The 24428-nt window shown below is 66.9% G+C and carries 24 protein-coding genes; 10 read left to right on the top strand and 14 right to left on the bottom strand.

What is annotated here, in order from left to right; genetic code table 11:
* Positions 1-98: 98 nt before the first annotated feature.
* Positions 99-533, top strand: a complete 435-nt coding sequence (locus SKC41_RS13460) for a DUF4307 domain-containing protein (protein ID WP_330978033.1) — start codon at positions 99-101, stop codon at positions 531-533.
* A 214-nt stretch (positions 534-747) separates the two neighbouring features.
* The gene (gene greA, locus SKC41_RS13455; protein WP_330978032.1) at positions 748-1242 is read left to right on the top strand and encodes a transcription elongation factor GreA; all 495 of its coding nucleotides are present in this window, start codon (positions 748-750) and stop codon (positions 1240-1242) included.
* A gap of 12 nt (positions 1243-1254) precedes the next feature.
* Here greA and SKC41_RS13450 read toward each other — a convergent pair whose 3' ends face one another.
* From SKC41_RS13450 to SKC41_RS13435, 4 genes are all read right to left on the bottom strand, one after another.
* Positions 1255-2421, bottom strand: coding sequence for a cystathionine gamma-synthase (locus tag SKC41_RS13450; RefSeq protein WP_330978031.1), 1167 nt, complete (start codon positions 2419-2421; stop codon positions 1255-1257).
* Between the two features lie 94 nt (positions 2422-2515).
* Positions 2516-3196 (bottom strand): RDD family protein, encoded by a 681-nt coding sequence (locus tag SKC41_RS13445; protein ID WP_330978030.1) that lies wholly within the window; start codon positions 3194-3196, stop codon positions 2516-2518.
* 88 nt (positions 3197-3284) lie between these two features.
* Positions 3285-4703, bottom strand: a complete 1419-nt coding sequence (locus SKC41_RS13440) for a cystathionine beta-synthase (protein ID WP_330978029.1) — start codon at positions 4701-4703, stop codon at positions 3285-3287.
* An 84-nt stretch (positions 4704-4787) separates the two neighbouring features.
* Positions 4788-5855, bottom strand: a complete 1068-nt coding sequence (locus tag SKC41_RS13435; RefSeq protein ID WP_330978028.1) for an alpha/beta hydrolase — start codon at positions 5853-5855, stop codon at positions 4788-4790.
* Positions 5856-6098: 243 nt separating this feature from the next.
* On the opposite strand from SKC41_RS13435, the gene SKC41_RS13430 reads away from it, so the two are divergent.
* Positions 6099-7046 carry an SGNH/GDSL hydrolase family protein gene (locus SKC41_RS13430; RefSeq protein ID WP_330978874.1) on the top strand — a complete coding sequence of 316 codons (948 nt, stop codon included), beginning with the start codon at positions 6099-6101 and terminating at the stop codon, positions 7044-7046.
* A gap of 92 nt (positions 7047-7138) precedes the next feature.
* Entirely contained in the window at positions 7139-8356 is a 1218-nt protein-coding gene (locus tag SKC41_RS13425) for an acetyl-CoA C-acetyltransferase (protein ID WP_330978027.1), read from the top strand.
* Between the two features lie 266 nt (positions 8357-8622).
* On the opposite strand, the gene SKC41_RS13420 is transcribed toward SKC41_RS13425, so the two are convergent.
* Positions 8623-9468: a Bax inhibitor-1/YccA family protein gene (locus tag SKC41_RS13420; protein WP_330978026.1), complete on the bottom strand. Its 846-nt coding sequence runs from the start codon at positions 9466-9468 to the stop codon at positions 8623-8625.
* A 270-nt stretch (positions 9469-9738) separates the two neighbouring features.
* On the opposite strand from SKC41_RS13420, the gene SKC41_RS13415 reads away from it, so the two are divergent.
* The 3 genes from SKC41_RS13415 to SKC41_RS13405 are packed head-to-tail and all read left to right on the top strand — an operon-like array spanning position 9739 to position 13390.
* Positions 9739-10788 (top strand): enoyl-CoA hydratase/isomerase family protein, encoded by a 1050-nt coding sequence (locus tag SKC41_RS13415; protein WP_330978025.1) that lies wholly within the window; start codon positions 9739-9741, stop codon positions 10786-10788.
* Between the two features lie 13 nt (positions 10789-10801).
* Positions 10802-11596, top strand: a complete 795-nt coding sequence (locus tag SKC41_RS13410; RefSeq protein ID WP_330978024.1) for an enoyl-CoA hydratase — start codon at positions 10802-10804, stop codon at positions 11594-11596.
* A 9-nt stretch (positions 11597-11605) separates the two neighbouring features.
* Complete coding sequence (locus SKC41_RS13405; RefSeq protein WP_330978023.1) at positions 11606-13390, top strand: alpha/beta hydrolase; 1785 nt, start codon at positions 11606-11608, stop codon at positions 13388-13390.
* On the opposite strand, the gene SKC41_RS13400 is transcribed toward SKC41_RS13405, so the two are convergent.
* Positions 13387-13827 (bottom strand): rhodanese-like domain-containing protein, encoded by a 441-nt coding sequence (locus SKC41_RS13400; protein ID WP_330978022.1) that lies wholly within the window; start codon positions 13825-13827, stop codon positions 13387-13389. The genes SKC41_RS13405 and SKC41_RS13400 overlap by 4 nt on opposite strands.
* Positions 13824-14423, bottom strand: a complete 600-nt coding sequence (locus tag SKC41_RS13395; protein ID WP_330978021.1) for a cysteine dioxygenase — start codon at positions 14421-14423, stop codon at positions 13824-13826. The genes SKC41_RS13400 and SKC41_RS13395 overlap by 4 nt, the downstream gene beginning before the upstream one ends.
* Positions 14424-14536: 113 nt before the next feature.
* Between SKC41_RS13395 and SKC41_RS13390 the strand changes: the two genes are divergently transcribed.
* From SKC41_RS13390 to SKC41_RS13380, 3 genes are all read left to right on the top strand, one after another.
* Complete coding sequence (locus SKC41_RS13390) at positions 14537-14992, top strand: lipoprotein LpqV (RefSeq protein ID WP_330978020.1); 456 nt, start codon at positions 14537-14539, stop codon at positions 14990-14992.
* Positions 14993-15095: 103 nt separating this feature from the next.
* A complete protein-coding gene (locus SKC41_RS13385) occupies positions 15096-16133 on the top strand; it encodes a patatin-like phospholipase family protein (RefSeq protein ID WP_330978019.1) in 1038 nt (345 codons plus the stop codon).
* A gap of 237 nt (positions 16134-16370) precedes the next feature.
* Complete coding sequence (locus SKC41_RS13380) at positions 16371-17729, top strand: aminotransferase class I/II-fold pyridoxal phosphate-dependent enzyme (protein WP_330978018.1); 1359 nt, start codon at positions 16371-16373, stop codon at positions 17727-17729.
* Between the two features lies 1 nt (position 17730).
* On the opposite strand, the gene SKC41_RS13375 is transcribed toward SKC41_RS13380, so the two are convergent.
* The 7 genes from SKC41_RS13375 to SKC41_RS13345 all read right to left on the bottom strand — a co-directional run bounded on the left by SKC41_RS13375 (position 17731) and on the right by SKC41_RS13345 (position 24419).
* The gene (locus SKC41_RS13375) at positions 17731-18600 is read right to left on the bottom strand and encodes a patatin-like phospholipase family protein (RefSeq protein WP_330978017.1); all 870 of its coding nucleotides are present in this window, start codon (positions 18598-18600) and stop codon (positions 17731-17733) included.
* 1 nt (position 18601) lies between these two features.
* Positions 18602-19492 (bottom strand): class II glutamine amidotransferase, encoded by an 891-nt coding sequence (locus SKC41_RS13370; protein WP_330978016.1) that lies wholly within the window; start codon positions 19490-19492, stop codon positions 18602-18604.
* 30 nt (positions 19493-19522) lie between these two features.
* Entirely contained in the window at positions 19523-19996 is a 474-nt protein-coding gene (locus SKC41_RS13365; RefSeq protein ID WP_330978015.1) for an SRPBCC family protein, read from the bottom strand.
* A gap of 57 nt (positions 19997-20053) precedes the next feature.
* A complete protein-coding gene (locus SKC41_RS13360; protein WP_330978014.1) occupies positions 20054-21688 on the bottom strand; it encodes a long-chain fatty acid--CoA ligase in 1635 nt (544 codons plus the stop codon).
* A 133-nt stretch (positions 21689-21821) separates the two neighbouring features.
* Complete coding sequence (locus SKC41_RS13355) at positions 21822-22973, bottom strand: YncE family protein (RefSeq protein ID WP_330978013.1); 1152 nt, start codon at positions 22971-22973, stop codon at positions 21822-21824.
* Between the two features lie 398 nt (positions 22974-23371).
* On the bottom strand, positions 23372-24139 hold the full coding sequence (locus tag SKC41_RS13350) for a DUF427 domain-containing protein (protein ID WP_330978012.1): 768 nt from the start codon (positions 24137-24139) through the stop codon (positions 23372-23374).
* Between the two features lie 7 nt (positions 24140-24146).
* A complete protein-coding gene (locus tag SKC41_RS13345) occupies positions 24147-24419 on the bottom strand; it encodes a DUF6295 family protein (RefSeq protein WP_330978011.1) in 273 nt (90 codons plus the stop codon).
* Between the last annotated feature and the right edge of the window lie 9 nt (positions 24420-24428).

Raw genomic sequence — 24428 nt, 5'->3', positions numbered from 1 at the left:
TCCCCTCGAGCCTATAAGGACCCTATAATTCCAGTTTCGCCATGTTGCACGCTGTCGGTCGTCCTCCGGCAGCACATAAGCCCACACGTGAAACAGTTATGACCCAGACTTCCATTCCGCGCCCCGAGGCCCGCTACGGACGCTCGCGCCTGTCTCGGGTCTCGCGACGCCGGGTGGCGATCGCGCTGGGTGTGCTGGTTCTGGCGGCCGGCATCGGCATCGCGATCGTCGGCTACCAACGGCTGGGAACCAGCGCTGTCTCGGGTTCGCTGGCCGGTTACCAGGTGGTCGACAACGAAACGGCGTCAGTCACGATCAGCGTGACGCGATCTGATCCGTCGCGGCCGGTGGACTGCATCGTGCGGGTCCGCGGAAAGGACGGCAGCGAGACGGGCCGACGCGAGGTCCTGGTCGGGCCATCCGCGCAGGCCACGGTACAAGTCACGACGACGGTGAAATCCGCACAACCACCGGTGATGGCGGACATTTACGGATGCGGCACCGACGTGCCCGGCTACCTGCGCGCAGCCTGACTGCTCACAAAGGTGAAGCTCAAATGACGTCATCGGCTGTTTCCACAGTGGTAACATGGATGAATGCACGGTTCCTCCAGGGACCGTGTATTGCTGCATTAGCGGCCGTGAGCCCAACGGCACGGCGGCAAGGGGCGGGACACAGACACTCCCTTTACCGGAGTTTAGAAACTCACGCGGTTACGCGGAGAAATACGACGAGGAGCACGACAAGATGACGGACACTCAGGTGACCTGGCTGACCCAGGAATCACATGACCGGCTGAAGGCTGAGCTCGATCAGCTGATCGCGAATCGTCCCGTCATCGCCGCGGAAATCAACGACCGCCGCGAGGAAGGCGACCTGCGGGAGAACGGCGGCTACCACGCCGCACGCGAGGAGCAGGGCCAGCAGGAGGCGCGCATTCGCCAGCTCCAGGACCTGCTCAACAACGCCAAGGTCGGCGAGGCGCCCAAGCAGTCCGGCATCGCGCTGCCCGGTTCGGTGGTCAAGGTCTACTACGACGGCGACAAGTCCGACACCGAGACCTTCTTGATCGCCACCCGCCAGGAGGGCGTCAAGGACGGCAAGCTCGAGGTGTACTCACCCAAGTCACCCTTGGGTGAGGCCCTGATCGACGCCAAGGTCGGCGAGACGCGCACCTACACCGTGCCCAACGGCAACACCGTCAAGGTCACGCTGGTGAGTGCCGAGCCGTATCACGACTAGTTCCGCTGCGAACTAGCCGAGGGCTTGTTCGAGGTCGGCCAGCAGGTCGCTGACGTCCTCGATACCCACCGACAGCCGAACCAGGTCATCGGGAACTTCCAATTGCGAACCGGCCGTTGAGGCGTGCGTCATCGCGCTCGGGTGCTCGATCAGCGACTCGACCCCACCCAGTGATTCGGCCAAGATGAAAACTTCGGTTGCGGCACAGAGCTTTTCGGCCGCCGCCCGGCCGCCGCGCATGCGCACCGACACCATGCCGCCGAAGCCTGACATCTGCCGCGCGGCGACGTCGTGCCCGGGATGGGTGGGCAGGCCTGGATAGAGCACCGCGTTCACCGACGGGTGCCCGGCGAGGAATTCCGCTACGGCCAAAGCGTTTTCGCTGTGCCGCTGCATCCGAAGCACCAACGTCTTGAGGCCGCGCATCGTCAGGTAGGCGTCGAACGGGCCCGGCACCGCGCCGGCCCCGTTCTGCAGAAAGCCGAAGGCGTCATCGAGCGCCTTGTCGTTGGTGACCAATGCGCCACCCACCACATCGGAGTGCCCACCGATGTACTTGGTCGTCGAATGCAGCACTACGTCGGCGCCCAGCGTCAACGCCTGCTGCAACGCGGGCGAGGCAAAGGTGCTGTCCACCAACACTTTTGCCGAATGCCGCGTGCCGATTTCAGCGATGGCCGCGATATCGGCGATGGACAGCAACGGATTCGTCGGTGTTTCCACCCAGATCAGCCGGGTCCGCGGTGTGATCGCGGCCGCCACGGCGTCCAGGTCGGACAGCGCCGCCGGCGTGTATCCGACGTTCCACTGCGTGAAGACCTTGTCGATCAGGCGGAAGGTGCCACCGTAGGCGTCATTTGGGATGACCAGATGATCGCCGGGCCGCAGCATGGCGCGCAGGGCACAGTCGGTGGCGGCCATGCCGGAGCTGAACGCGCGTCCGAAGGCGCCGCCTTCGACGGCCGCCAGCGAGGCTTCCAGCGCGGCGCGGGTCGGGTTTCCGGTGCGCGCATATTCGAACCCGCCGCGCAGACCGCCGACGCCGTCCTGGGCGAACGTGCTGCTGGCGTAGATCGGGGCGTTCACTGCCCCGGTCGCAGGATCCGGGCGGTAGCCGGCGTGGATGGCTTTGGTGGCCAGTCCCTTGATTGCGTGGTGTCCGCTTCGGTTTTCGCTCATCGCCATTCAGCCTAATGAGCGCCGGGCTTTACGCCGAGCGCGATGAATTGGCCGATGCGCGGCCTCCAACAGCCGATGGCCTCGGCCTGACGCGTCAGACCGGCAGGACCACCGTCGTCAGGATCTTGTCGGCGATGGTCTGCCGTTTGGCGTCCCACAGCGGAAACAGGAATCCGACGAAGCAGATCACGGCGTCGACGAAGTGGGCGAGGTCGCGCACGACGGACATCCCGAAGCCGATCGGCGCCCCGGTGGTCTCGCTGACCACCTTGATCTTCATCGCGGTCTTGCCGAGGCTCGAGCCGGTGGTGCCCTGGCGGTAGCCCCGGTTCCAGAGCCAGTACGCCAAGCCGGCCAGCGTCGCCAACCACTGCGCGAGCTGCCCGATCATCGAGGGCTGGCTCACGCAGTATTGGCTGACGTCGTACTGCGTGATGTCGGTGACGCAGGACGACTGCTGGGTGGCGTACATGATCCCGGTGCCGATGCCCTGCACGATCGCGTACGGCAGGTAGTCGATCAGCAGCGCCAGCACTCGGGTGATCCACGGTGTGTAGGAGTCCGTCGGCAGCGCACGGACCGCCGGTCCGGGCGGCGGCGGGGCGTATCCACCACCAGACGGCGGAGGGGGTGGCGGGTAACCGCCCTCGGGCGGCGGGGGCGGCGGCGGGTAGGAACCACCCTGAGCGGAGGGAGCGGGTTCATACCCGCCAGAGGCCGGTTCATAGCCACCGGGTGGTTCAGGCGGCGAAAAGGGCGGCGGCTGATCGGTCATGGTGCAACCTTCCACTGCGGGTTAGCTGAACTAGCCGCATTACAGTACCTGAGAAGCCGCCTCTCGCGGAGGCTCCGGACACGCGTCGTTAACGCCGCCCCGCCTGCACACGAGGCCCATCCGACAGGAAGCCCAATAGGTCGTATCGGGTGATGACCCCGACGGGTTTGCCTTCCTCGACGACCATCAGCGCATCCCAGTCGCGCAGCGCCTTTCCGGCGGCGCTGACCAGCTCGCCGGCACCGATGATCGGCAACGGCGGGCTCATGTGCTGGGAGACGGCGTCGGCCAATTTGGCGCGGCCCTCGAACACGGCCGAAAGCAGTTCGCGCTCCGAGACGCTGCCGGCGACCTCACCGGCCATCACCGGGGGCTCGGCGCCGACCACCGGCATCTGGGACACGCCATATTCGCGCAGGATGCCGATGGCGTCGCGCACCGTCTCGGTCGGGTGGGTGTGGACCAAGTCCGGCAGCGCACCCGACTTTCCGCGCAACACGTCGCCGACCGTGGGCTGTTCGGTCGAGCCGTCGAGGCGGGTACGCAGGAAGCCGTACGACGACATCCACGCGTCGTTGAAGATCTTCGACATGTAGCCGCGGCCGCCGTCCGGAAGCAGCACGACGACGAGCGCGTCGGGCCCGGCTTCCTCGGCCACCTTCGCCGCGGCCACCACGGCCATCCCGCACGAGCCGCCGACCAGCATGGCTTCTTCCCGGGCCAGCCGCCTGGTCATGTCGAACGAGTCGGAGTCGGATACGGCGATGATCTGGTCGGGCACCGTCGGGTCATACGCCGCGGGCCAGAAATCCTCGCCGACGCCTTCCACCAGATAGGGCCGGCCCGTGCCGCCCGAATACACCGACCCCTCGGGGTCCGCGCCGATGATGCGTACCGGTCCTTCCGGTCGGCCGCTCGACACCTCCTTGAGGTAGCGGCCCGCGCCGGTGATCGTCCCGCCGGTACCGATGCCGGCGACGAAATGCGTGACCTTGCCGTCGGTGTCTGCCCAGACCTCGGGACCGGTGGTCGCGTAGTGGCTGGCCGGGCCCTGCGGGTTGGCGTATTGGTCGGGCTTCCAGGCGCCGTCGATCTCGCGGACCAGCCGGTCGGAGACGCTGTAGTAGCTGTCCGGGTGCTCCGGCGGCACCGCCGTCGGGCACACCACGACCTCCGCGCCGTACGCGATCAGCACGTTGCGCTTGTCCTCGCTGACCTTGTCGGGGCAGACGAAGACGCACTTGTAGCCGCGGTGCTGGGCCACCAGTGCCAGCCCGACACCGGTATTGCCCGAGGTCGGTTCGACGATCGTGCCGCCCGGCTTGAGCAGACCGGCGGACTCCGCGGCGTCGATCATCTTGACCGCGATGCGGTCCTTGGAACTACCGCCGGGGTTGAGGTATTCGACCTTTGCCGCAACCGTGCCAGCACCGGCGGGGATGACGGAGTTCAGGCGAACCAGTGGCGTGCCGCCGATGATGTCACTGATGTGCTGCGCAATTCGCATGCGCTTATCGTCTCAGGCGATTTCTGGCCGCGCACACCCGCTCTCGGTGCAATAGGGTCCGGGCCGCCGTGCAGCATCGAACGACTAGCCGGTGGCTTCGCGGATGTACTCCCCGATTTGGCGCAGCGAACGCACGGCCTCGGGCACCAGCGGCGCCGCCAGCTGGAAGTCGTGAACCTGGCCGGGCCAGACCCGTACCTCGGCCGGCACCCCAACGGCCGCAAGCCTGCTCGCCGCTAACCGCGCGTCGTGCAGCAGCACCTCGGATCCCGACACGTGGATCAGCGTGCGCGGAAGTCCGGGCTTGATGTGGTCGAGGGGTTCGTAGATCTGCTCGGCCTTGCCGTCGACGATGTTCTTCTCCGCCGCGCTAGCAACCAATTCGACGAGCGCGTCGAATGCCTTCGCCCCGAACATCGCGTCGGTTTTGATATTGGGATGCGTTTGCTTGTATTCCTTTGCCAGCTGCAGCAGTGGCGAGATCGCCACCAACGCCGCGGGCTCCTCCCCTTCGTCCTGCAGCCGTTGCGCCAGCGTCAGCGCGAGATACCCGCCCGCGGAGTCGCCGGCGAGAACGATCTGATCCGGCTGGTAGCCGCGCCGCCGAAGCCAGCGGTACGCGTCGTGACAGTCCTGCACCGCCATCCCGATCGAATGCTTGGGCAACAGCCGGTAGTTGACCACCAGGACGGGCGTGTCAGCAAACTTCGAGATCGATTCGACCACCCGGCCGTGAGAGTTTGCTCCGCAGGTCAGGAATGCACCGCCGTGGAAGTAGAGCACCACCCGCCGGGTGCCGTCCGCGGGCAGCACGCCCGGAGCGCGGACCAGTTGCGCCGACGCGTTTGGCAACTTCACGGTGTTTCGCACGGTGGCCGTTACCGGCAGCAACGCCTTGGCCGCAAAATCGATCAAACCCCACGGCCAGGGCAACGTGGGCGCGTAGCTGCCGGCCGACAGAATCGGCCGGATTGTCACGCGTGAGGCCAGCGTGGCTACTCGCCCCTGGACGCTGGGACCGGATTCGACGACCTCGACCGGTGCGCCGTCGCTGATAGCGAATTTGCGCGCCTCGGCCCTGCGTGACTTCAGCAGGTCACGAAGGTGGCCGGCATTCCGGGGTGCACCGGAAACCTTGCTAGGTGCGGTCATGCTCGACACTCCTACGCCTTTGTAGTGCGATACAGCATGTGACGAGCAAGCCAAGCGCCCAGTTCAAAATCGCGCGCCGAGTCGTTCAGCCAACCCGTTAAACTTAGCTTCGCAGGCATTTCTTAAAGGAACGTTTGAAGAGTCTGATTTGATACCACATCTGATTCACAACGTGACCGCTTTGTTTGTCGGCCGTCCGCGCAAACACGACAGCCGATCTAAAATGATCCCGTGACCGTGAGGGTGCCACGTCTTTCGACAATCGCCCTGGCCACGGCGGGCGCAGTCGCCTCGACAGGTACGGCCTATCTGGGCGCGCGGAACCTGCTGGTCGGCCAGGCGACGCACGCGCGCACGGTGATCCCCCGGGCCTGGGACATCCCGCCCCGCGCCGACGGCGTCTACAGCCCCGGCGGCGGGCCGGTGGAACGGTGGCAGCGTGGCATGTCCGCGGACATGCACGTGATGATCTTCGGCGACTCGACCGCCACCGGGTACGGCTGCGCGAGCGCCGAAGAAGTGCCGGGTGTGCTGATCGCGCGCGGCCTCGCCGAGCAGACCGGCAAGCGAATTCGGTTGAGCACCAAGGCCATTGTCGGCGCGACCTCAAAGGGCGTCAGCGGGCAGGTCGATGCGATGTTCGTCGCCGGGTCACCGCCGGATGCGGCCGTGATGATGATCGGCGCCAACGACGTCACCGCCCTGAACGGGATCAGCCAGTCCGCCCGACGGCTGGGCCGCACGGTGCGCAAGCTGGGTTCGCGTGGCGCGGTGGTGATCGTCGGTACCTGCCCGGATCTTGGCGTGATCTCCGCGATCCCCCAGCCGCTGCGATCGTTGGCGCACGCGCGGACCCGACAGCTCGCCCGCGCGCAGACCGCGGCGGTGCGAGCCGCCGGCGGGGTGCCGGTGCCGCTGGCGCACCTGCTGGCTCCCCAATTCCGGGCGACGCCCGAGCTGATGTTCTCCGCCGACGGCTTCCACCCCTCGCCGACCGCGTACGCCCTGGCCGCCGCGCAGCTTTTGGTGGCGCTCTGCGATGCGCTGGGCGAAGAGATCGAGGGCCCGGTGCTCAACCTGGCCGCGCGCGCCGAGACACCCATGGTCAGCGGTGGTCACACCCCGCTGAGCGCCATGTCGCGGCTGTGGCGGCGCCCGTCGCCGAGCGAGGCCGCCCCGTCGTCGAACTGACGAATCGGCACCGATAGATTTGCCTCTAGCCCGTCGGGGTGGGTGTGCCACCCGTATTGTCACGCGAGCGAAGCATCTTGGAGGGAACTGTCATGCCCGAAGCCGTCATCGTCTCCGCCGCCCGCTCGCCGATCGGGCGGGCCATGAAGGGGTCGCTGGTCAGCATGCGGCCCGACGACCTGGCCGCCCAGATGGTGCGGGCCGCGCTGGACAAGGTCCCCGCGCTCAACCCGCATCAGATCGACGACCTGATCCTGGGCTGCGGCCAACCCGGCGGTGAGGCCGGATTCAACCTGGCGCGCGTGGTTGCCGTCGAACTGGGCTACGACTTCCTGCCCGGCACCACCGTCAACCGGTATTGCTCGTCGTCCCTGCAGACCAGCCGGATGGCGTTCCACGCGATCAAGGCCGGCGAGGGTGACGTGTTCATCTCCGCGGGTGTGGAGACGGTGTCCCGCTTCGCCAAGGGCAGCTCTGACTCGTGGCCGGACACCAAGAACGCGCTGTTCAGCGAGGCGCAGGAGCGCTCCGCGGCCGCGGCCAACGGCGCCGACGAGTGGCACGACCCGCGCGCCGACAACAACCTGCCCGACGTCTACATCGCGATGGGGCAGACGGCGGAGAACGTCGCACTGCTCACCGGCGTGAGCCGCGAGGACCAGGACCACTGGGGCGTGCGCAGCCAGAACCGCGCCGAGGAAGCCATCAAGAGCGGGTTCTTCGAGCGGGAGATCTCGCCGGTGACACTGCCCGACGGCACCACGGTGAGCACCGACGACGGTCCGCGGCCGGGCACCACCTACGAGAAGATCAGCGAGCTCAAGCCGGTCTTCCGGCCCAACGGCACCGTGACAGCGGGCAACGCTTGTCCGCTGAACGACGGCGCGGCGGCGCTGGTGATCATGAGCGACACCAAGGCCAAGGAGCTGGGCCTGACCCCGCTGGCCCGCATCGTGTCCACCGGCGTCAGCGGCCTCTCGCCGGAAATCATGGGGCTGGGCCCGATCGAGGCGTCCAAGAAGGCGCTGACCCGGGCCGGCATGTCGATCAAAGACATCGACCTCTACGAGATCAACGAGGCCTTCGCGGTCCAGGTGCTGGGCTCGGCCCGGGAGCTGGGCATGGACGAGGACAAGCTGAATGTCTCCGGTGGCGCGATCGCGCTGGGGCACCCGTTCGGCATGACCGGCGCCCGGATCGCCGCCACGCTGATCAACAACCTGCAGACCTACGACAAGACGTTCGGCCTAGAGACCATGTGCGTTGGCGGTGGCCAGGGCATGGCGATGGTGATCGAGCGGCTCAGCTAGCTCTTTTCGACCGTTGAGTGTGCGTCCTGGGCGGCGACACGCCGGGTTACCCCGCCCTGGCCGCACACTCGATGCGGCGGGGCGGCTAGCCCGGGGCGGCTAGCGGATGCGGCGGGGCGGCTAGCGGATGCGGCGGGGCGGCTAGCGGATGCGGCGGGGCGGCTAGCGGATGCGGCGGGGCGGCTAGCGGATGCGGCGGGGCAGGAACTTCCCGTACGAAAAAGCCGGCCCGCCCGAAGGCAAACCGGCTTTTTGCGTGAGAGAAGCTAATCGTTCTGCAGATAACTGAGCAGACGCAGGATCTCCAGGTACAGCCAGACCAGCGTCACGGTCAGGCCGAGCGCGATGCCCCACGCCGCCTTCTCGGGAGCTCCCGCGCGGATCATCTGGTCGGCCGCGTCGAAGTCGATCAGGAAGCTGAACGCGGCGATGCCGATCACGACCAGCGAGAACAGGATCGCCAGCGGTCCACCGCTGCGCAGACCCAGACCCGCTCCGCCGCCGACACCGAACATGCCGAGCACCAGGTTGCCGATCATCAGGGCCAGCGCACCGAACATCGCGCCGACCACCCAGCGGGTGAATTTCGGGGTCACCCGGATGGCGCCGGTCTTGTAGACGACGAGCATCCCGAAGAACACCCCGAAGGTACCCAGGACCGCCTCACCGATCAGCGCGCCCGCGTTGACGTGCGACACCTGGAAGTTGGCGAAGACAAACGAGACCGCGCCGAGGAATAGGCCCTCGAGGACGGCGTAGCTGAGCACGATCCCCGGGTTGTCCTGCTTGCGGCCGAACGTCGCGATCATCACGAGCGCGAAACCGCCCAGCGCGCCGATCAGGGTCAACGGCATCGCCAGGGCGAAGTTGTTGGTCACCAGGAAGTAGGAGACGATCGCCGAGACAGTCAGCACGCCGAGCGTGATGCCGGTCTTGGTGACGACGTCGTCGATGGTCACCGGGCGGGTGGCCTTGGCCTCCTGGTACGGAGCCGTGTAGGGGTCAGCTTGGTAGTACCCCTGCTGCATCTGGGCCGCGCCAGTGCCGAATTGCGCATATCCGCCACTCTGCTTGGGCAGCGAACGAAATACCGGGTTGCTGGTCTCCCGCACCGTCGGATCCTCTCTTAAGACTGTGGCTTCGAGCCGTGCGAACACTTGCTCAACGATCAGTCGCCTTCCCAAGTTCCCAACGGAACCGGTGTGTTCAGGGTATATCCGGGCTGGGTGGACTGTCGCCGCTCAAACATAATCCTTACCCGCGGGCATCGCGTCGGTTGTCACGATCTAGATTGCTGGTCAAGGCCCAGAAGTCATCGCGGCGACACCCTGGGCACAGATTGCGACCCGCAACAGCCCGCAAACAGACTGAGAGGCGACGGCGTGACCGAAGGCGCGACCGAGGGTTCCGACGAGATTTTGGCCCGTGTCGACAATGGCGTCGGCCTGATCACGCTCAACCGCCCCAAGGCAATCAACTCGCTGAACCAGACGATGGTCGACGTGTTGAGCCCCCTGCTGGCGCGCTGGGAACACGACGATGCGGTGCGCGCTGTGGTGCTGTCCGGGGCCGGCGAGCGCGGGTTGTGCGCCGGTGGCGACGTGGTCGCGGTCTACCACAGCGCCCGCAAGGATGGCGTCGAGGTACGGAAATTCTGGCGCGACGAGTATCTGCTCAACGGTCAGATCGGCCGGTTCGCCAAGCCGTACGTGTCGTTGATGGACGGCATCGTGATGGGCGGCGGGGTCGGCGTCAGCGCGCACGGCAGCGTTCGCGTGGTCACCGAAACGTCAAAGGTGGCAATGCCGGAGGTGGGCATCGGCTTCATCCCCGACGTCGGCGGGGCGTTTCTGCTGTCCCGGGCGCCCGGAGCCCTCGGCCTGTACGCCGCGCTGACCGGCGCACCGTTTTCCGGAGCCGACGCGATCGCGCTGGGCTTCGCCGACCACTACGTCCCCCACGACCGACTCGAAGCGCTGCGCCAAGCAATCGTCGACGACAGCATCGAGAGCGCACTGGCCGCGCACGCCGTAGAGCCGCCACCGAGTGATCTTGTCGCGCAACGATATTGGATCGACGAATGCTTTGCCGGTGACACCGTCGAGGACATCATCGCGGCGCTGCGCCGTCACGACGCCGGGCCGGCGCGCGACGCCGCCGACCTGATCGGCACCCGATCCCCCATCGCGGTGTCGGTGACGCTGGAGGCGGTGCGCCGGGCCGCGAAGACGGAAACGCTGGAAGATGTTCTGGTCCAGGACTATCGGGTGTCGTCGGCCTCGGCCCGCTCGCACGATCTGGTGGAAGGCATTCGGGCGCAGATCATCGACAAGGATCGCAATCCGAAGTGGTCGCCGCCGAACTTCGCCGCGGTCTCCGCGGCCGACATCGAGGCGTATTTCGCGCCGGTCGACGACGACTTGAGCTTCTAGAAAGGCGATTTGGATGAGCGAAGACACCCCAGCAAGCTACGAAACCATCCTGGTCGAGCGCGACGAGCGGGTCGGGACGATCACGCTGAACCGGCCGCAGGCGCTCAACGCGCTCAACAGCCAGGTGATGAACGAAGTCACCAGCGCCGCAACAGAATTCGACAACGATCCGGGCATCGGCGCCATCATCATCACCGGTGCGGGCGGCAAGGCCTTCGCCGCGGGCGCCGACATCAAGGAGATGGCCGGGCTGAGCTTCGCCGACGCGTTCGGCTCCGACTTCTTTGCCACCTGGGGCAAGCTGTCCGCCGTGCGCACCCCGACCATCGCCGCGGTGGCCGGATACGCGCTCGGCGGCGGCTGCGAGTTGGCGATGATGTGCGACCTGCTGATCGCGGCCGACAACGCGAAATTCGGCCAGCCCGAGATCAAACTCGGTGTGCTGCCGGGCATGGGCGGTTCGCAGCGTCTCACCCGCGCCATCGGCAAGGCCAAGGCGATGGACCTGATCCTGACCGGTCGCACCATCGGCGCCGAAGAAGCCGAACGCAGCGGCCTGGTGTCGCGAGTGGTGCCGGCCGGCGACCTGCTGAGCGAGGCCAAGGCCGTCGCCACCACGATTTCGCAGATGTCGCTTTCGGCGTCGCGGATGGCCAAAGAAGCCGTCAACCGTGCCTTCGAGTCCACCCTGGCCGAGGGACTTCTCTACGAACGCCGGCTGTTCCATTCCGCCTTCGCGACCGAAGACCAGTCCGAGGGGATGGCGGCATTCGTCGAGAAACGGGACCCTCACTTCACGCATCGCTAAGATGCTCTCGTGAGCGAGTCAGGTTCTGCGACCCGCGCCGACGACGAATCAACCGCCGGCGCAGACAAACTCGCGGGGCCGCCAGACGCCGCGGCTGCGGGCGTCGCCACCGAACCCGAAACCGGGCCGGAAAGCACCGACGAGCTGACGGACATCGCGACCAAGCCGTTTTGGGTGCGCCACTACACCTTTACCGGCACCGCGGTCGGTCTCATCTTCATCTGGTTCTCGCTGACGCCATCGCTGCTGCCCCGCGGCGCGATTTTCCAGGCGTTGGTCAGCGGCTTCTCCGGCGCCATCGGTTATGGGCTGGGCGTCTTTTCGGTCTGGCTGGTGCGCTACCTGCGCACCACGAACTACAGCCCGCCGCCGCCGCGGTGGGCGTGGAAGGTGCTGATCCCGGTCGCCGTGGTGGGCCAGGTGCTGATGGCGATCTGGTTCCACGTATGGCAGGACGACGTACGCGATCTGATGGGTATCGCGCATCTGCAGTGGTACGACTACCCGATCGCCGCGATCCTGTCCATCATCGTGCTGTTCACCGTCGTCGAAATCGGCCAGGCCATCCGGGTTCTGGTCAGTTTCCTGGTGCAAAAACTGGACCGGATCGCACCGTTTCGGCTGTCGGTGACCATTGTGGTGGTCCTGCTCGTGACGTTGACGATCACCCTGCTCAACGGCGTCGTGCTCAAGTTCGCGATGCGCACCATGAACAACACATTCGCGTCGGCCAACAACGAGATGAATCCCGCGGTCGGGCCGCCGAAAAGTTCACTGCGCTCTGGCGGTCCGCAGTCGCTGGTGTCGTGGGAATCGCTGGGCCACCAGGGCCGCATCTTCGTCAGCGGCAGCCCGACAACCGAACAGCTGAGCAGTTTCAACGGAGCCCCGGCCACCGAACCGATCCGCGCCTACGCCGGCCTGAATTCCGCCGATGGCATCACCGCGACCGCTGAGCTGGCGGCACGCGAACTGCAACGCGAGGGCGGCCTACAGCGCGAGATCGTCGCGGTCGCAACGACTACCGGCACCGGCTGGATCAACGAAGCCGAAGCCTCGGCACTGGAATACATGTACAACGGCAACTCGGCGATAGTCAGCATGCAGTACTCGTTCCTGCCGAGCTGGCTGTCGTTTCTGGTGGACAAGGAGAACGCGCGGCACGCCGGCCAGGCACTGTTCGAGGCCGTCGACAGACTGATCCGGCAGCTGCCCGAGGGACACCGCCCCAAGCTCGTGGTGTTCGGTGAGAGCCTGGGCTCGTTCGGCGGTGAGGCGCCGTTCATGAGCCTCAACAACGTCCTGGCCCGCACCGACGGCGCGCTGTTCAGCGGCCCGACGTTCAACAACACCATCTGGACGGACCTGACCGCCACCCGCGACGCCGGCTCGCCGGAGTGGTTGCCCATCTACAACGACGGCCACAACGTCCGATTCGTCGCTCGCCCAGGCAATCTGGACCGCCCCAAGGATCCGTGGGGCGCACCGCGGGTGGTGTATTTGCAGCACGCGTCCGACCCGATCGCCTGGTGGACGCCGGATCTGCTGTTCAGCAAACCGGACTGGCTACGCGAGGGGCGCGGCTATGACGTGCTGCCGCAAACACGGTGGATCCCGGTGGTGACCTTCCTGCAGGTGTCGGCGGATATGGCCGTCGCCGTGGACGTGCCCGACGGCCACGGCCATCGCTACGTCGCCGACGTCGCCAACGGCTGGGCCGCGGTGTTGTCACCGCCCGGGTGGACGCCGGAGAAGACCCAGCGGCTGCGACCGCTGTTGCACGCCAACGATTAGAGCCAGCGGCGGGCGGGTGCCCCGGCGTTCGCCAGCACGTCCGGATTGACCGGATCGCCGGCCAATTCGGCGAGCACACCGGCGCCGGCCAGCGCGTGATAGCCACCGACGACGTCGGTGGCCCGGTGCAGGCCGATGTCGAGCAGCGCGGCCGCCGCCAGGCTGGAGGTGTAGCCCTCCGAACACACAATCACCCACTCGACGTCGTCGCCGACGGCTTCGGGCAGGCGGGCATCACTGGTCGGGTCGCAACGCCATTCCAGGACATTGCGTTCGATCACCAGGGCACCGGGAATCTCGCCCTCGCGGAATCGCTGCGCCTGCGGCCGGATGTCGACGAGCACCGCCCCACGCCGCAGAGCATCGGGCACCTCGGCGGCTCCAAGCCGCCGAAAACGGCGCCGGGCGGATCTCAATACCACGTCGATACGGCTCATTGCGTCCCCTCCGGTTGGTCGGTCAGTTCGGTGCGCCGGCGGCGCAGCCTGCTGTTCTCGGTGACCTCGTAGTACGACATCGCGCTCAGCGGCGGCGAGTACGCGTGCACGCTCAGCGTCGGTGCAGCCGGTCGCTGGATTCCGGTGACGGCCCCCGGCAGCGAGCGCGCGACAGGCCTGGGCGCCCACACCACGTCGTGCACCCAGCCCAGCGGAAAGCCGGCCTGATCACCGGCGTCGAGCCGACGGCGCCGTAAACTCGTTCCGTCCCAACGGAATTCGTTGAGCGATCCGGAGACCACAGTCAGCGCACCCAGTGACCCACCGTGGTCGTGCAGTTCGGTGGGGTGGCCGGGAACCCAGCTGATCAGCCAGACGTCGATTTCGTCGTCGCCGTGGATGCGGGTGAACCAGCGCTGCGAATCCGGGACGCCGCCGTCGGGCAGCAGGTGGTCGCAACGGCCGCTGAGCACATCGTCGGCGGCTTGATCGGTGGCGTGCAGCAGGTCGGGAACCCGCAGCCGCGTGGGCCCCGCGGACGGCGTCGCGACGGTCGGTGGACGCAACGCAACGGAACTGGCGACAGACACAGACATGGGGAGAACTCCACAAGCGATGGGATTGGGCAAGGGCGGCGCGTTAAGGCCGACAACACTCGCAAAATCCGAAGCGCTCCATCACGGCCGCCAGTGTTGCATAGATTGAGGCGGTGTGGTCGTGCACTCACCGCCCCCGGCGCTGGGGCGCACCCGTTGTGGCGGCCGGTTTGATCGCTGCGCTTTCGGTCACCGGGTGCTCGTCGGGCGGTACGCCCGCGGGCAAGGTCACGTCCTCGGCGCCGCCGTCGTCGCCCCGCCCGCAGGGCCCGGCTTCGGTGCCGCCGGGGGCGGTCGGCCTGTCCCCCGCCGGGGTGACAACCAAGGTCGATGTCCCCGCGGAGTCGACCGAAGAGGAGTACTACCAGGCCTGTCATGCCGCAAAAGTGTGGATGGACGCGCGGCCCAAGACCGGGGAATCCCAGTTCGAGCCCTATTTGGCGATGCTGCAGACCTCCCCGACAGCCACCGCGGGCAGCTGGAACACCAGGTGGGTGGACCTGATGCCGGCCCGGCAGGCGGCGGTGATCACCGCCGCGCGGGCGGCCGCCGACGACGAATGCGACTAGCGCCCCGCGGCCGCGGTTCGAACTCCTGCGCAATTGCGATCACGGATGAAAAAAGTGCCGCCCCGACCCGGCGAGGGTCGCTTGCGGCACGCAAGATGTAGGGGTGTCTGGCGAAGCCGTCGAGCGTCGATCCTCACGTCCCCGGGTCGCCGTGGCACTCGGGAGCGGTGGCGCCCGGGGTTACGCCCACATCGGGGTGATCGAGGCGCTGCAGGAGCGCGGCTTCGAGATCGTGGGGATCACCGGCTCGTCGATGGGCGCGATGATCGGCGGTCTGCAGGCCGCCGGGCGGCTCGACGATTTCGCCGACTGGGCGAAGTCGCTGACGCAACGCACCATCCTGCGACTGCTCGACCCGTCGATCAGCGCGGCGGGGGTGATGCGGGCAGAGAAGATCCTGGAGGCGGTGCGCGACATCCTCGGCCCGGTCACGATCGAGGAACTGCCGATCCCCTACACGGCGGTGGCGACCGATCTGCTGGCCGGCAAGTCGGTGTGGTTTCAGCACGGTCCGCTCGACGAGGCGATCCGGGCCTCGATCGCGATTCCAGGGGTGATCCCGCCCCACGAAGTCGGCGGCCGCCTGCTCGCCGACGGCGGCATCCTCGATCCGCTGCCGATGGCCCCGCTCGCGGCCGTGAATGCCGACCTGACGATCGCCGTGGGCGTCAGCGGCAGCGAGGTGATCGCGAAACGAGAACCCGAGCCCGGCGCCACCGTCGAGTTGCTGAATCGCATGGTGCGCAGCACGACTGCGCTGCTCGACACCTCGGCGGTGCGCTCGCTGCTCGACCGGCCCACCGCGCGAGCGGTCTTGAGCCGGTTCGGGGCGGACACCTGGACGGAGGACTCGGGCGAGGGCGACGGCGACGAACTCGTGGAGGCGTCCGGGGTTCCGAAGCTGGGCAGCTTCGAGGTGATGTACCGGGCCTTCGATATCGCCCAGTCGGCGCTCACCCGCCACATGCTGTCGGCCTACCCACCCGATCTGTTGATCGAGGTGCCGCGTTCGACGTGCCGGAGCCTGGATTTTCACCGGGCCGCTGAGGTGATAGACGTCGGCCGGTCGCTGGCCGACCAGGCCCTGGATTCACTCGAGCCCGCTTCTGTGGATCCCGCTCCGCCGGCCATCGAGGACTGATCATCCCGGAAGCCGTTGGGGCGGTTGGGATCTCCTCGGCTCCACCGAGACGTAGAATCCTAGCGTCCCGCCGCCGCGACGCGGGGCATTTGAACGACTCCTCGGAGCTTTCAGGTCTGCGACCGGCACTGTTAAAAGTCAATTACAACGCGATTCACAGGTTATTCAACACGAGCCCAGTAACCTGGGCGCGCGGGCACCCTGACCTCTTGTCAAGATCAAATCCCAAGGAGCGCAGTGACTCTCACAGCCGGCATCCCCGAGGCTGCAACAATCGCCGAGGCAACGGACCCCGCGACACTGGACGGCAGCATGCAGGACTTCCGTGAATTGGCCGGCGACGACCTCGTCGCGCGCGTCGACGGGTTCTACCGGTGGCAGGACTGCCGGCGCGAACACGGCCTATGGCCGTTCGGCCGGGCCACCCAGGCCGGACCCAGGCGCCATGCCACCGTGCACGACGACGCCGGCAGAACCATGTCGGGGGTGAATTTCGCTTCGCAGGACTACCTTTCGCTCTCCGGTCACCCCGAGATCAAGGCCGCGGCGCGGGCCGCGATCGACGACTACGGAGTCCACAGTGCCGGTTCCCCGGCTCTGGTGGGCAACACGTCGGTGTCGCTCGCGCTGGAGCGCAAGATTGCGGATTTCGTCGACGCCGAGTACGTCAGCCTGTTCTCCACCGGTTGGGCAGCCGGCTACGGCGTGGTCAAGGGCCTGGTGCGGTCCGGCGATCACATCGTCATGGACCGGCTCGCCCACGCCTGTCTGCAGGAGGGTGCGGCCGCGGCGACGCGCAATGTGCATCTGTTCAAGCACAACGACACCGCCGACGCCCGCGCGAAGCTGGAAGCGATTCGCGCCCAAGACCGTGACCACGGCATCATGATCGTGACCGAGGCGTTGTTCTCGATGAATTCTGACACCCCCGACATCGCCGAATTACAAGCGCTGGCACGCCAATTCGGGGCGACACTGATGGTCGACGTAGCACACGATCTGGGCTCGATCGGCCCCGACGGGCGCGGCCACATCGGCTTGCAGGCCATGCTGGGCAAGGTCGACCTCGTGATGGGATCGTTCTCCAAAACCTTTGCCTCCAACGGTGGATTCGTCGCCACCAAGCATCGCCGAGTGACCGAGTACCTGCGCTTCTACGCCTCACCGAACACCTTCTCCAACGCCCTGTCGCCGATCCAGGCGGCCATCGTGCTCAAGGCCTTCGACATCGTCGACAGCGCACAAGGCGCGGAGCTACGGCACCGGTGCATGACCAATGTCTTGCAATTGCGGGCGCGGCTGGCCGACGTGGGCTTCGAGGTCTACGGCGACCCGTCGCCGATCGTCTGCGTCAAGATGGGTAGCGAGCGGATAGCCCGACTGGTCAGCCGGCAGTTGCATCGAAACGGGTTGGTAGCCAATCTCGTCGAGTTCCCGGCCGTGGCCAGAGGCCAGGCGCGTTTCCGGATGCAGGTGATGGCCAACCACAGCGAAAGCGATATCGCCAGCGCGGTCGACAAGATCGCCGACGGTTACCGGATCGCCTGCCGCGAGCTGGCGGATCTAGACGCCGTCTCGATGTTGGAGGGCGGCTAGATCAGACGTTCAAGAACCGGGCGACGGCGTGGGCTTCGCGGCGGCCCTGTTCCCGGCCCGCCACGGCCGAGCTGACGCGACTGCGCGGGTCTAAGACATTGGGCCCGAACGCTTTCAACGAGTCGGCGTCGGCGAATACCCCGAATGCGCTGCCGCCGAACGCCGCGATCTCGGCGGCCGGCCCGTCGCCGAACGGCGATGGTGCGTCGGCCGCGGCGGGCACCAACACCACGGCCGCGTCGCAGTCGCGGGCGACGTCGAGGTTCACCGTGCTGGCCACCCCACCGTCCATGTATCGCCGGCCCGCGATCGTCACCGGCGGCCACGCGCCCGGCACCGCGCAACTGGCTGCGACGGCATCGACCAGCTCCACTTGCGATTCGGAGTCGAAGACCACCAATTCGCCGGTGGCAGTGTCGATCGCGGTGATGCGCAGCGCGCGGGGTGGCCAGTCGTGCGACGGCAGACGTTGCGCAATCACCTGGCGGCGCAACGGCTCCGGGACGGTCTTGGTGCTCAGGGCCACGGCCCCGATCCGCTGCATCTGCTGACGGGTCCTGCCCTGCGAGTCGTCGTACGGCTCACCAAGGGCGGTCAGGAACAACTCGGTGATGGTCTCGAGGTCGACGCCGGAATCGATTTCGCTTGACGTCTCGGCGATTTGCCGATCGAACAGCGTCTCCAGCGTGCTGCCGCTGCCGATCTGCGCGGCGACAGCCGAACCCGCCGACGTTCCGACCAGCACGTCCGAATCCAGCAGCAGCCGCGCCGCCGCCGGTGACTTGTCGGCAATGCCCTGCAACATTCCTGTCTCCCAGGCGATCCCGGCTATTCCCCCGCCGGCCAACACCAGCGCGCGTCTGGACGTCATGTCACAGCTTCCTGGTGTTGGGCAGAGCGTGCTGCGCGTCTTCGACCGGCACGCTCAGATCCTCCCTGCGCAGCAGGTGCTTGGGCGGGTCCGGCAGGATCATCGTCCGGTGGATCTGCAGGGAACCGTCGACGTGCAGTAGCTCGCCGGGGTGCAGCAGACGCCAGCGCGGGTCGTTGTCCATCGGTTCGGTGGCCAGCACCACCGACGGCTGCGTGCACAGCAGGTCGGACTGCGCGTGAATTCGCATGGTACGCAAGTCAAACTCCGAGTCGGGGGTGGCGGCGGGCTCGTCGCGCCGGTCCAGCAGGCAGAGCTGGTGAGTTGCCGGGTAGCGCATCGCCCACATGTCCGTGGCGGTGCACAGCAGCACGTTGACCGCATAGATCGGCACGTTGTCCGCAAGCCAGGTCATCGCCTCGGTGATGCCGGTGGAGACGTCGCCGCCCGCCGCGCGGATCGATGCGGTCATCAACGCGAACACCCGCTCCGAATCGGTTTGCCCCAGCACCAAGTCGTCGGCGCCGACCTCGCGCAGCCGCTCGTCGAGGATCTCCAGTCCCTCGAGCACGCCGTTGTGCGCGAAGATCCGGCCGTCCTGCAGAAACGGGTGGGTGTTGCGGACATCGAGCGATCCGGTCGTCGCGTAGCGCACGTGGGCGATGAACGTCGTACCGGTCAAGCGGTGGGCTTCGGTGGCGAAGTCGCTGTCCTGCCACGCCGCTATCGGCTCCTTGTACAGCCGCGGTTCGCCGTTCGCTTCGAAGACACCCAGGCCGGTGCCATCCGGATTCCGCCTGCTCTGCTCGGAAAGACTGTCCGGCGCGTCGAGCAGCCAGAAGGTCGCGGTGCAGGCGTGCGTCCCGGCGTGCAGGCCAAAGAGTCGACACATGGCTCGACGGTACCGAATACGGTTGCGGCCTCAGCGCGTCAGCATCCCCGACAGGTCACGCAGGGCTTGGCGCGCGTAGCCCTTCCACATCGTGCCGAACACGGGCAGCGCCAACGCGGTCAGCACCGAGCGCGGGTGAATGTCCCAGCGCCAGGTGACCTCGGTGCCGCCGGCGGTCGGGGTGAAGGTCCACTCGCCCAGTACGTGGTCGACCAGCAGAGCCATCGGGCCGGTGACGTCGCCGAGCCGGTAACCGAACGATCGCGGCGGGTCGACGCTGGTGAGTTCCTCGCGCGTGCTGCCACCGCCGGCCATCACCACGGTGCGGGTCTGGCCCGCGGCATCCCACGCACCGGTCTGGTCGCGCACTTCTTTGATCGGCGGGAACAGCCCATGCCGGCGGCTGAAGATCTCCGTGAGCGGCACCGGCAGCGTGCGGTGGAACGCCTGCTCGACCGGAACCGGTATCACCAGCGATTCGGAGAAGACACGCGAATGTGCCATGGAGTTAACCCCTTTCGGCTGCCGGCGCGCAGGCGTGTCTGCCCGCGGCGCCGGGCTTCAGTCGTGCGCCTCGGTGACCTTGTATCCGCTGTCTGCGTGCCGGGCCCGGATGGCCTTCTTGTCGTACTTGCCCACGCTGGTACGCGGAATCTCGTCGGCGAAGGCCCACCGCTCGGGCAGCCACCAGCGAGCGACCTTGTCGGACAGAAACTTTCGCAATTCGGCGGCGCCGACCGAGGCGCCCTCATTGAGGACGACGACGGCGAGCGGGCGTTCCTGCCAGCGCTCGTCGGGAACTCCGACGACGGCGGCCTCGAGTACGTCCGGGTGACCGATCAGGCAGTTCTCCAACTCGACCGAGGAGATCCACTCTCCGCCGGACTTGATCACGTCCTTGGCGCGGTCGGTGAGGGTGATGAAGCCTTCCTCATCGATGCGGCCGACGTCGCCGGTGCGCAACCACCCGGAGTCGAATCTGGCCGCGTCCCGCCCGAGGTAGTAGGAGCCGGTGATCCACGGGCCACGGACTTCGACCTCACCCACGGCCTGGCCGTCATCGGGTAGCACCGTGCCGTCGTCGGAGACGATGCGCATCTCCACACCGCAGATCGGTCGGCCCTGGGTCGCACGGATGGCCCAGTGCCGTTCCTCCGGGGTGTCGATCGGCGGCCAGGCCAGCGTGGCCAGCGGCGACGTTTCGGTCATGCCCCACAACTGCCGGATCTGGACGTTGTACTTGTCTTCGAAGGTGTGCATCATCGACACCGGAACGGCCGAGCCACCGCAGGCCACCAGCCGCAGCGACGAGATGTCGTGGTCGGGGTCCTTCTCCAGGTGATGCATCACGTCGTTCCAGATGGTCGGCACCGCGCCGGCCAGGGTGGGCCGCAGCTTCTCGATCATGTCGATCACCGACGGGGCGTGCAGATGCCGATCGGGCAGCACCAAATCGGCGCCCGCCATCAGGGCCGCGTACGGCAGCCCCCATGCGTTGGCGTGGAACATCGGCACGATGGGCAGCACCCGGTCGCAGGCCCCCACCCCGATCCCGTTGGTGCTGCACGCGGCCATCGTGTGCAGAAAGCTCGAACGATGGCTGTAGACAACACCTTTGGGGTTTCCGGTGGTGCCACTGGTGTAGCACATCGCGGCCGCCGATTTCTCGTCGAGGTCCGGCCAGTCGAATTCGGTCGGCTCGCCCTCGATCAACTCCGCATAGCGCAGCACCGTCTTGCCCTGCTCCTGCAGCTCTGCGATGTCGCCGTCGCCGACGGCGATCACGGTGTGCACGGTTTCGAGTTCGCGCAGTATCGGGGCGAGCAGTTTGGCCAATGACAGGTCCACCAGCACGACCTGGTCCTCGGCTTCGTTGGCGACGTAGGCGATCTGCTCGGGGAAGAGCCGAATGTTGAGCGTGTGCAGCACGGCGCCCATTGACGGGGCTGCGAGGTATGCGGTGAGGTGCTCGGCGTTGTTCCACATGAACGTCGCGACGCGCTGGTCTCCGGTCACGCCCAGGCCGCGCAACGCGTGTGCCAGTTGGGCGGCGTGGCGCCCCAGCTCGCGGTAGCTGGTGTGCCGGTAGCCGCCGTCACCCGTCGCCGTGGTGACCGTCCGGGAACCGTGGACGCCGCAGCCGTGCCGCATGATCGCGGTGATTGTCAGCGGGAAGTCCTGCATCGTGCTGTCCATCGATCTACCGCCTTACCGTCTCGGCGCGGCACCGCCTCATGGTCGGTCGGGCGAATGGTATCGCCGCGCCACACCATGGGAAACCGCATTCCCCGACAAAGCGTGTTGTACCGCGCCGGGACGGGGCAGAAACTCAGGCGAGCACGGGTTCGTGCGGCACTTCGTGCGGCAGGAGGTCGGGCACCAGCCAGCCGGTCGTCGACAGCTCGGGCACGGCCGCGGCACTCTCGATGGCCAACGGCGTTGCCGACGCGATCGGCGAGACGCTCACCGCGCCGGAGTAGCCGGCGATGTAGAGACGGTTGCCGTCCGGGCTTTCCACCGCGCAGGACGGCTGCATCCCCGCTCCGAGGGTCGCGATCACGTCGTGGGTCAGCGTGCACAGCGCGGTGACGTTGTCGTCGCTGACCAGGTAGATGCGGTCTCCGTCAGCGGACAGCGTCATGCCGGTGAGAATTCCGCCGATCTCGCCGACCTTGCGCGTGTTGGTGATCTTGTTGGTCCGGGTGTCGATCACGTCGACGACGACGCCCACCTCGGGAGCCCAACTCGCTACGTAGGCGAGCGCTCCGTTGGGGCTCAGCGCGATGTCCCGGACGGGCAAGCCGATCTCGACGGTGCCGATCACCCGCAACCGGGTGGGCGCGCCGGTGTCGCGCGCCTCGCGCCGGCCGGTGCGGGCCTCGGGCTGCGCTTTGGTGCCGATCACGACAAGCCGGCCGCCGGCGGGTCCGTTGACGCCCACGTACACCCGTGATCCGTCGGCGCTGACGTGCACGCATTCCGTGGTGGCGGCGTCCGCGACCGTGATCGTCCGGACCTTGCCGGTCTCGGTGTCCAGGGCGGCCAGGTCGGCAACACCGTTGCCGTTGCGGCTGGCGTACACCTTTCGCCCGGCGGCATCGACCGCCAGATCGCTCACGCTCAGCGCTAGCGGATGCGATGCGACCACCTCGTTCGTGGACACGTCGATGACCTGAATCGAGTCATAAGCCGCCGACGCCGTGCTGACGTATGCCCGGCCCGTTCCCGAGCCCCCCATCGCGATGGCGAGCGGCTCGTTGACGCCGTCGATCATGTCGACGACCCGAAAAGTGTCGGTGTCGATGACCGAGATGCTGTCGGATCCATAGTGGGTGGCCACCAATCGGCTGCCGTCGCGGCTGATCGCGATGCCGCTGATCGGGCCGTTGCGGACGGCGATCTCGACGGCCACCGGGGCCATCGGCGCCGCATCCATCTCGACGATCTCGCGGGCGGCCTCCCGGCCGTTGGTTTCGCTCACGTTCGCACCGCCTTCGCTATCGAGGTCGGCCATCCGCGTGCACCGGTGGCCGCGATTCGTGAAGCGGCACCGGCGGCTGATGGATAACCGCATTTCAGCGCTGGAAAAATGCGCTGTCCTGCACACATTTTACTGGCCGAATTTCGGCCAAAAACCATTGAAATCGGCACTATCGGCTAAATCACCGTGCGGCCTCAGGCTCCGCTCAGGTGATAGTTACCGAGTATATACACGGCCACCTGCCAGCGAACAACTCCGAGATAGTCTACATGCTGGTATATGCATATCAGCTAACGCGACAGCCGGCGTTGGAAAAATACCTGGGTAAGAATTTATTAGGTTCACCGGCGGAAAGAGGGAAATGTCACATTTGCCGGGCTGGGTATGTCGCAGTTCTATTAACTGAACTTCGTCTTCGGCCTGGCCAGGCTGACCCCGTCGACGGCGATGTCCAGCTTCTCGTTGTAGAAGGCCACCAGTCCCGCGATCTGGCCGATCGCCGGCAGCGGGAAGTGATACGTCCACGCGAGGTCCGCGTGCACGGTGTCGCCGACGCGCACCGACCAGTAGCCGGACGTCACCCCTTTGTAAGGGCACTGCGTCTGAGTCGGGCTGGGCTCCAGATGCGCGAAGGAGACATCGGTGGGATCGATGTAATACCTTGTCGGCAAACCGGTTTCGAAGACCAGTACCGGCGATCGGGTGTCGGCCAGCACGACGCCGTCGCACTGCACCCGGATGTGGCGGTGCGAGCGCAGCGCGTCGACCCGCGTGTACGGATTGCGCGGGTGGACATAGATGGGCTCGTCTTCTTCGAACCAGCGCAACGCATCCCATTCAAAACGCACGGTGCCCGCCACTGGACTGTCGGCCTCGGCGTCGAACACCCGCGCGGCCGACGGGTGCGTCTGGCCGGCCCCGACCAGGGCATGCATTCGCGACGGCCCGAATTGCACCTTCTGCGCGTGGTTCTCGTCGAGCAAGAACTCGGCGCGCACATCGGCTAACGGCACGTAATAGGCTGGGTAGTAAGGGATTTCCCACACGTAGCGGGCCGCGGTGGTGTCGAAGACCAGCTCGTCGCCCAGGAAGCCGCGGACCCGCCGCGGTACCGGCTCGATCCTTCCTCGGACGGCGGCCGTCTGGGGATAGTCAGGCTCGGTCATGGCTCTCCTACTGGTCCTTGGATGCGAGGCCGGCCGGCGCATTCGCGATCGCCTTGTGGATGGCGTCGGCCAACGCCAGCGCGCTTTCCGCGGTGAGTTCCAGCGCGACCCGCGCCGACGGACCGAGCTGCGGGTTGATCACGTCGATGTTGACCGTGTGGCCGTAGGGCGCGTGGACGGGGTGATCGACGTAGACGGTCGCGCGGTCGGCGCCGAACCATCCCGACGCGCCCTTGCCACTGCCATCGATCTCGACGTGCTCGGTCAGATATGTGCACATAGCTTGGCG

The sequence above is a fragment of the Mycobacterium sp. 050128 genome (assembly GCF_036409155.1).
Taxonomy (GTDB): domain Bacteria; phylum Actinomycetota; class Actinomycetes; order Mycobacteriales; family Mycobacteriaceae; genus Mycobacterium.
The sequence above is the reverse complement of the archived record's forward strand: the minus strand, read 5'-3'. Positions and strand labels throughout refer to the sequence as shown.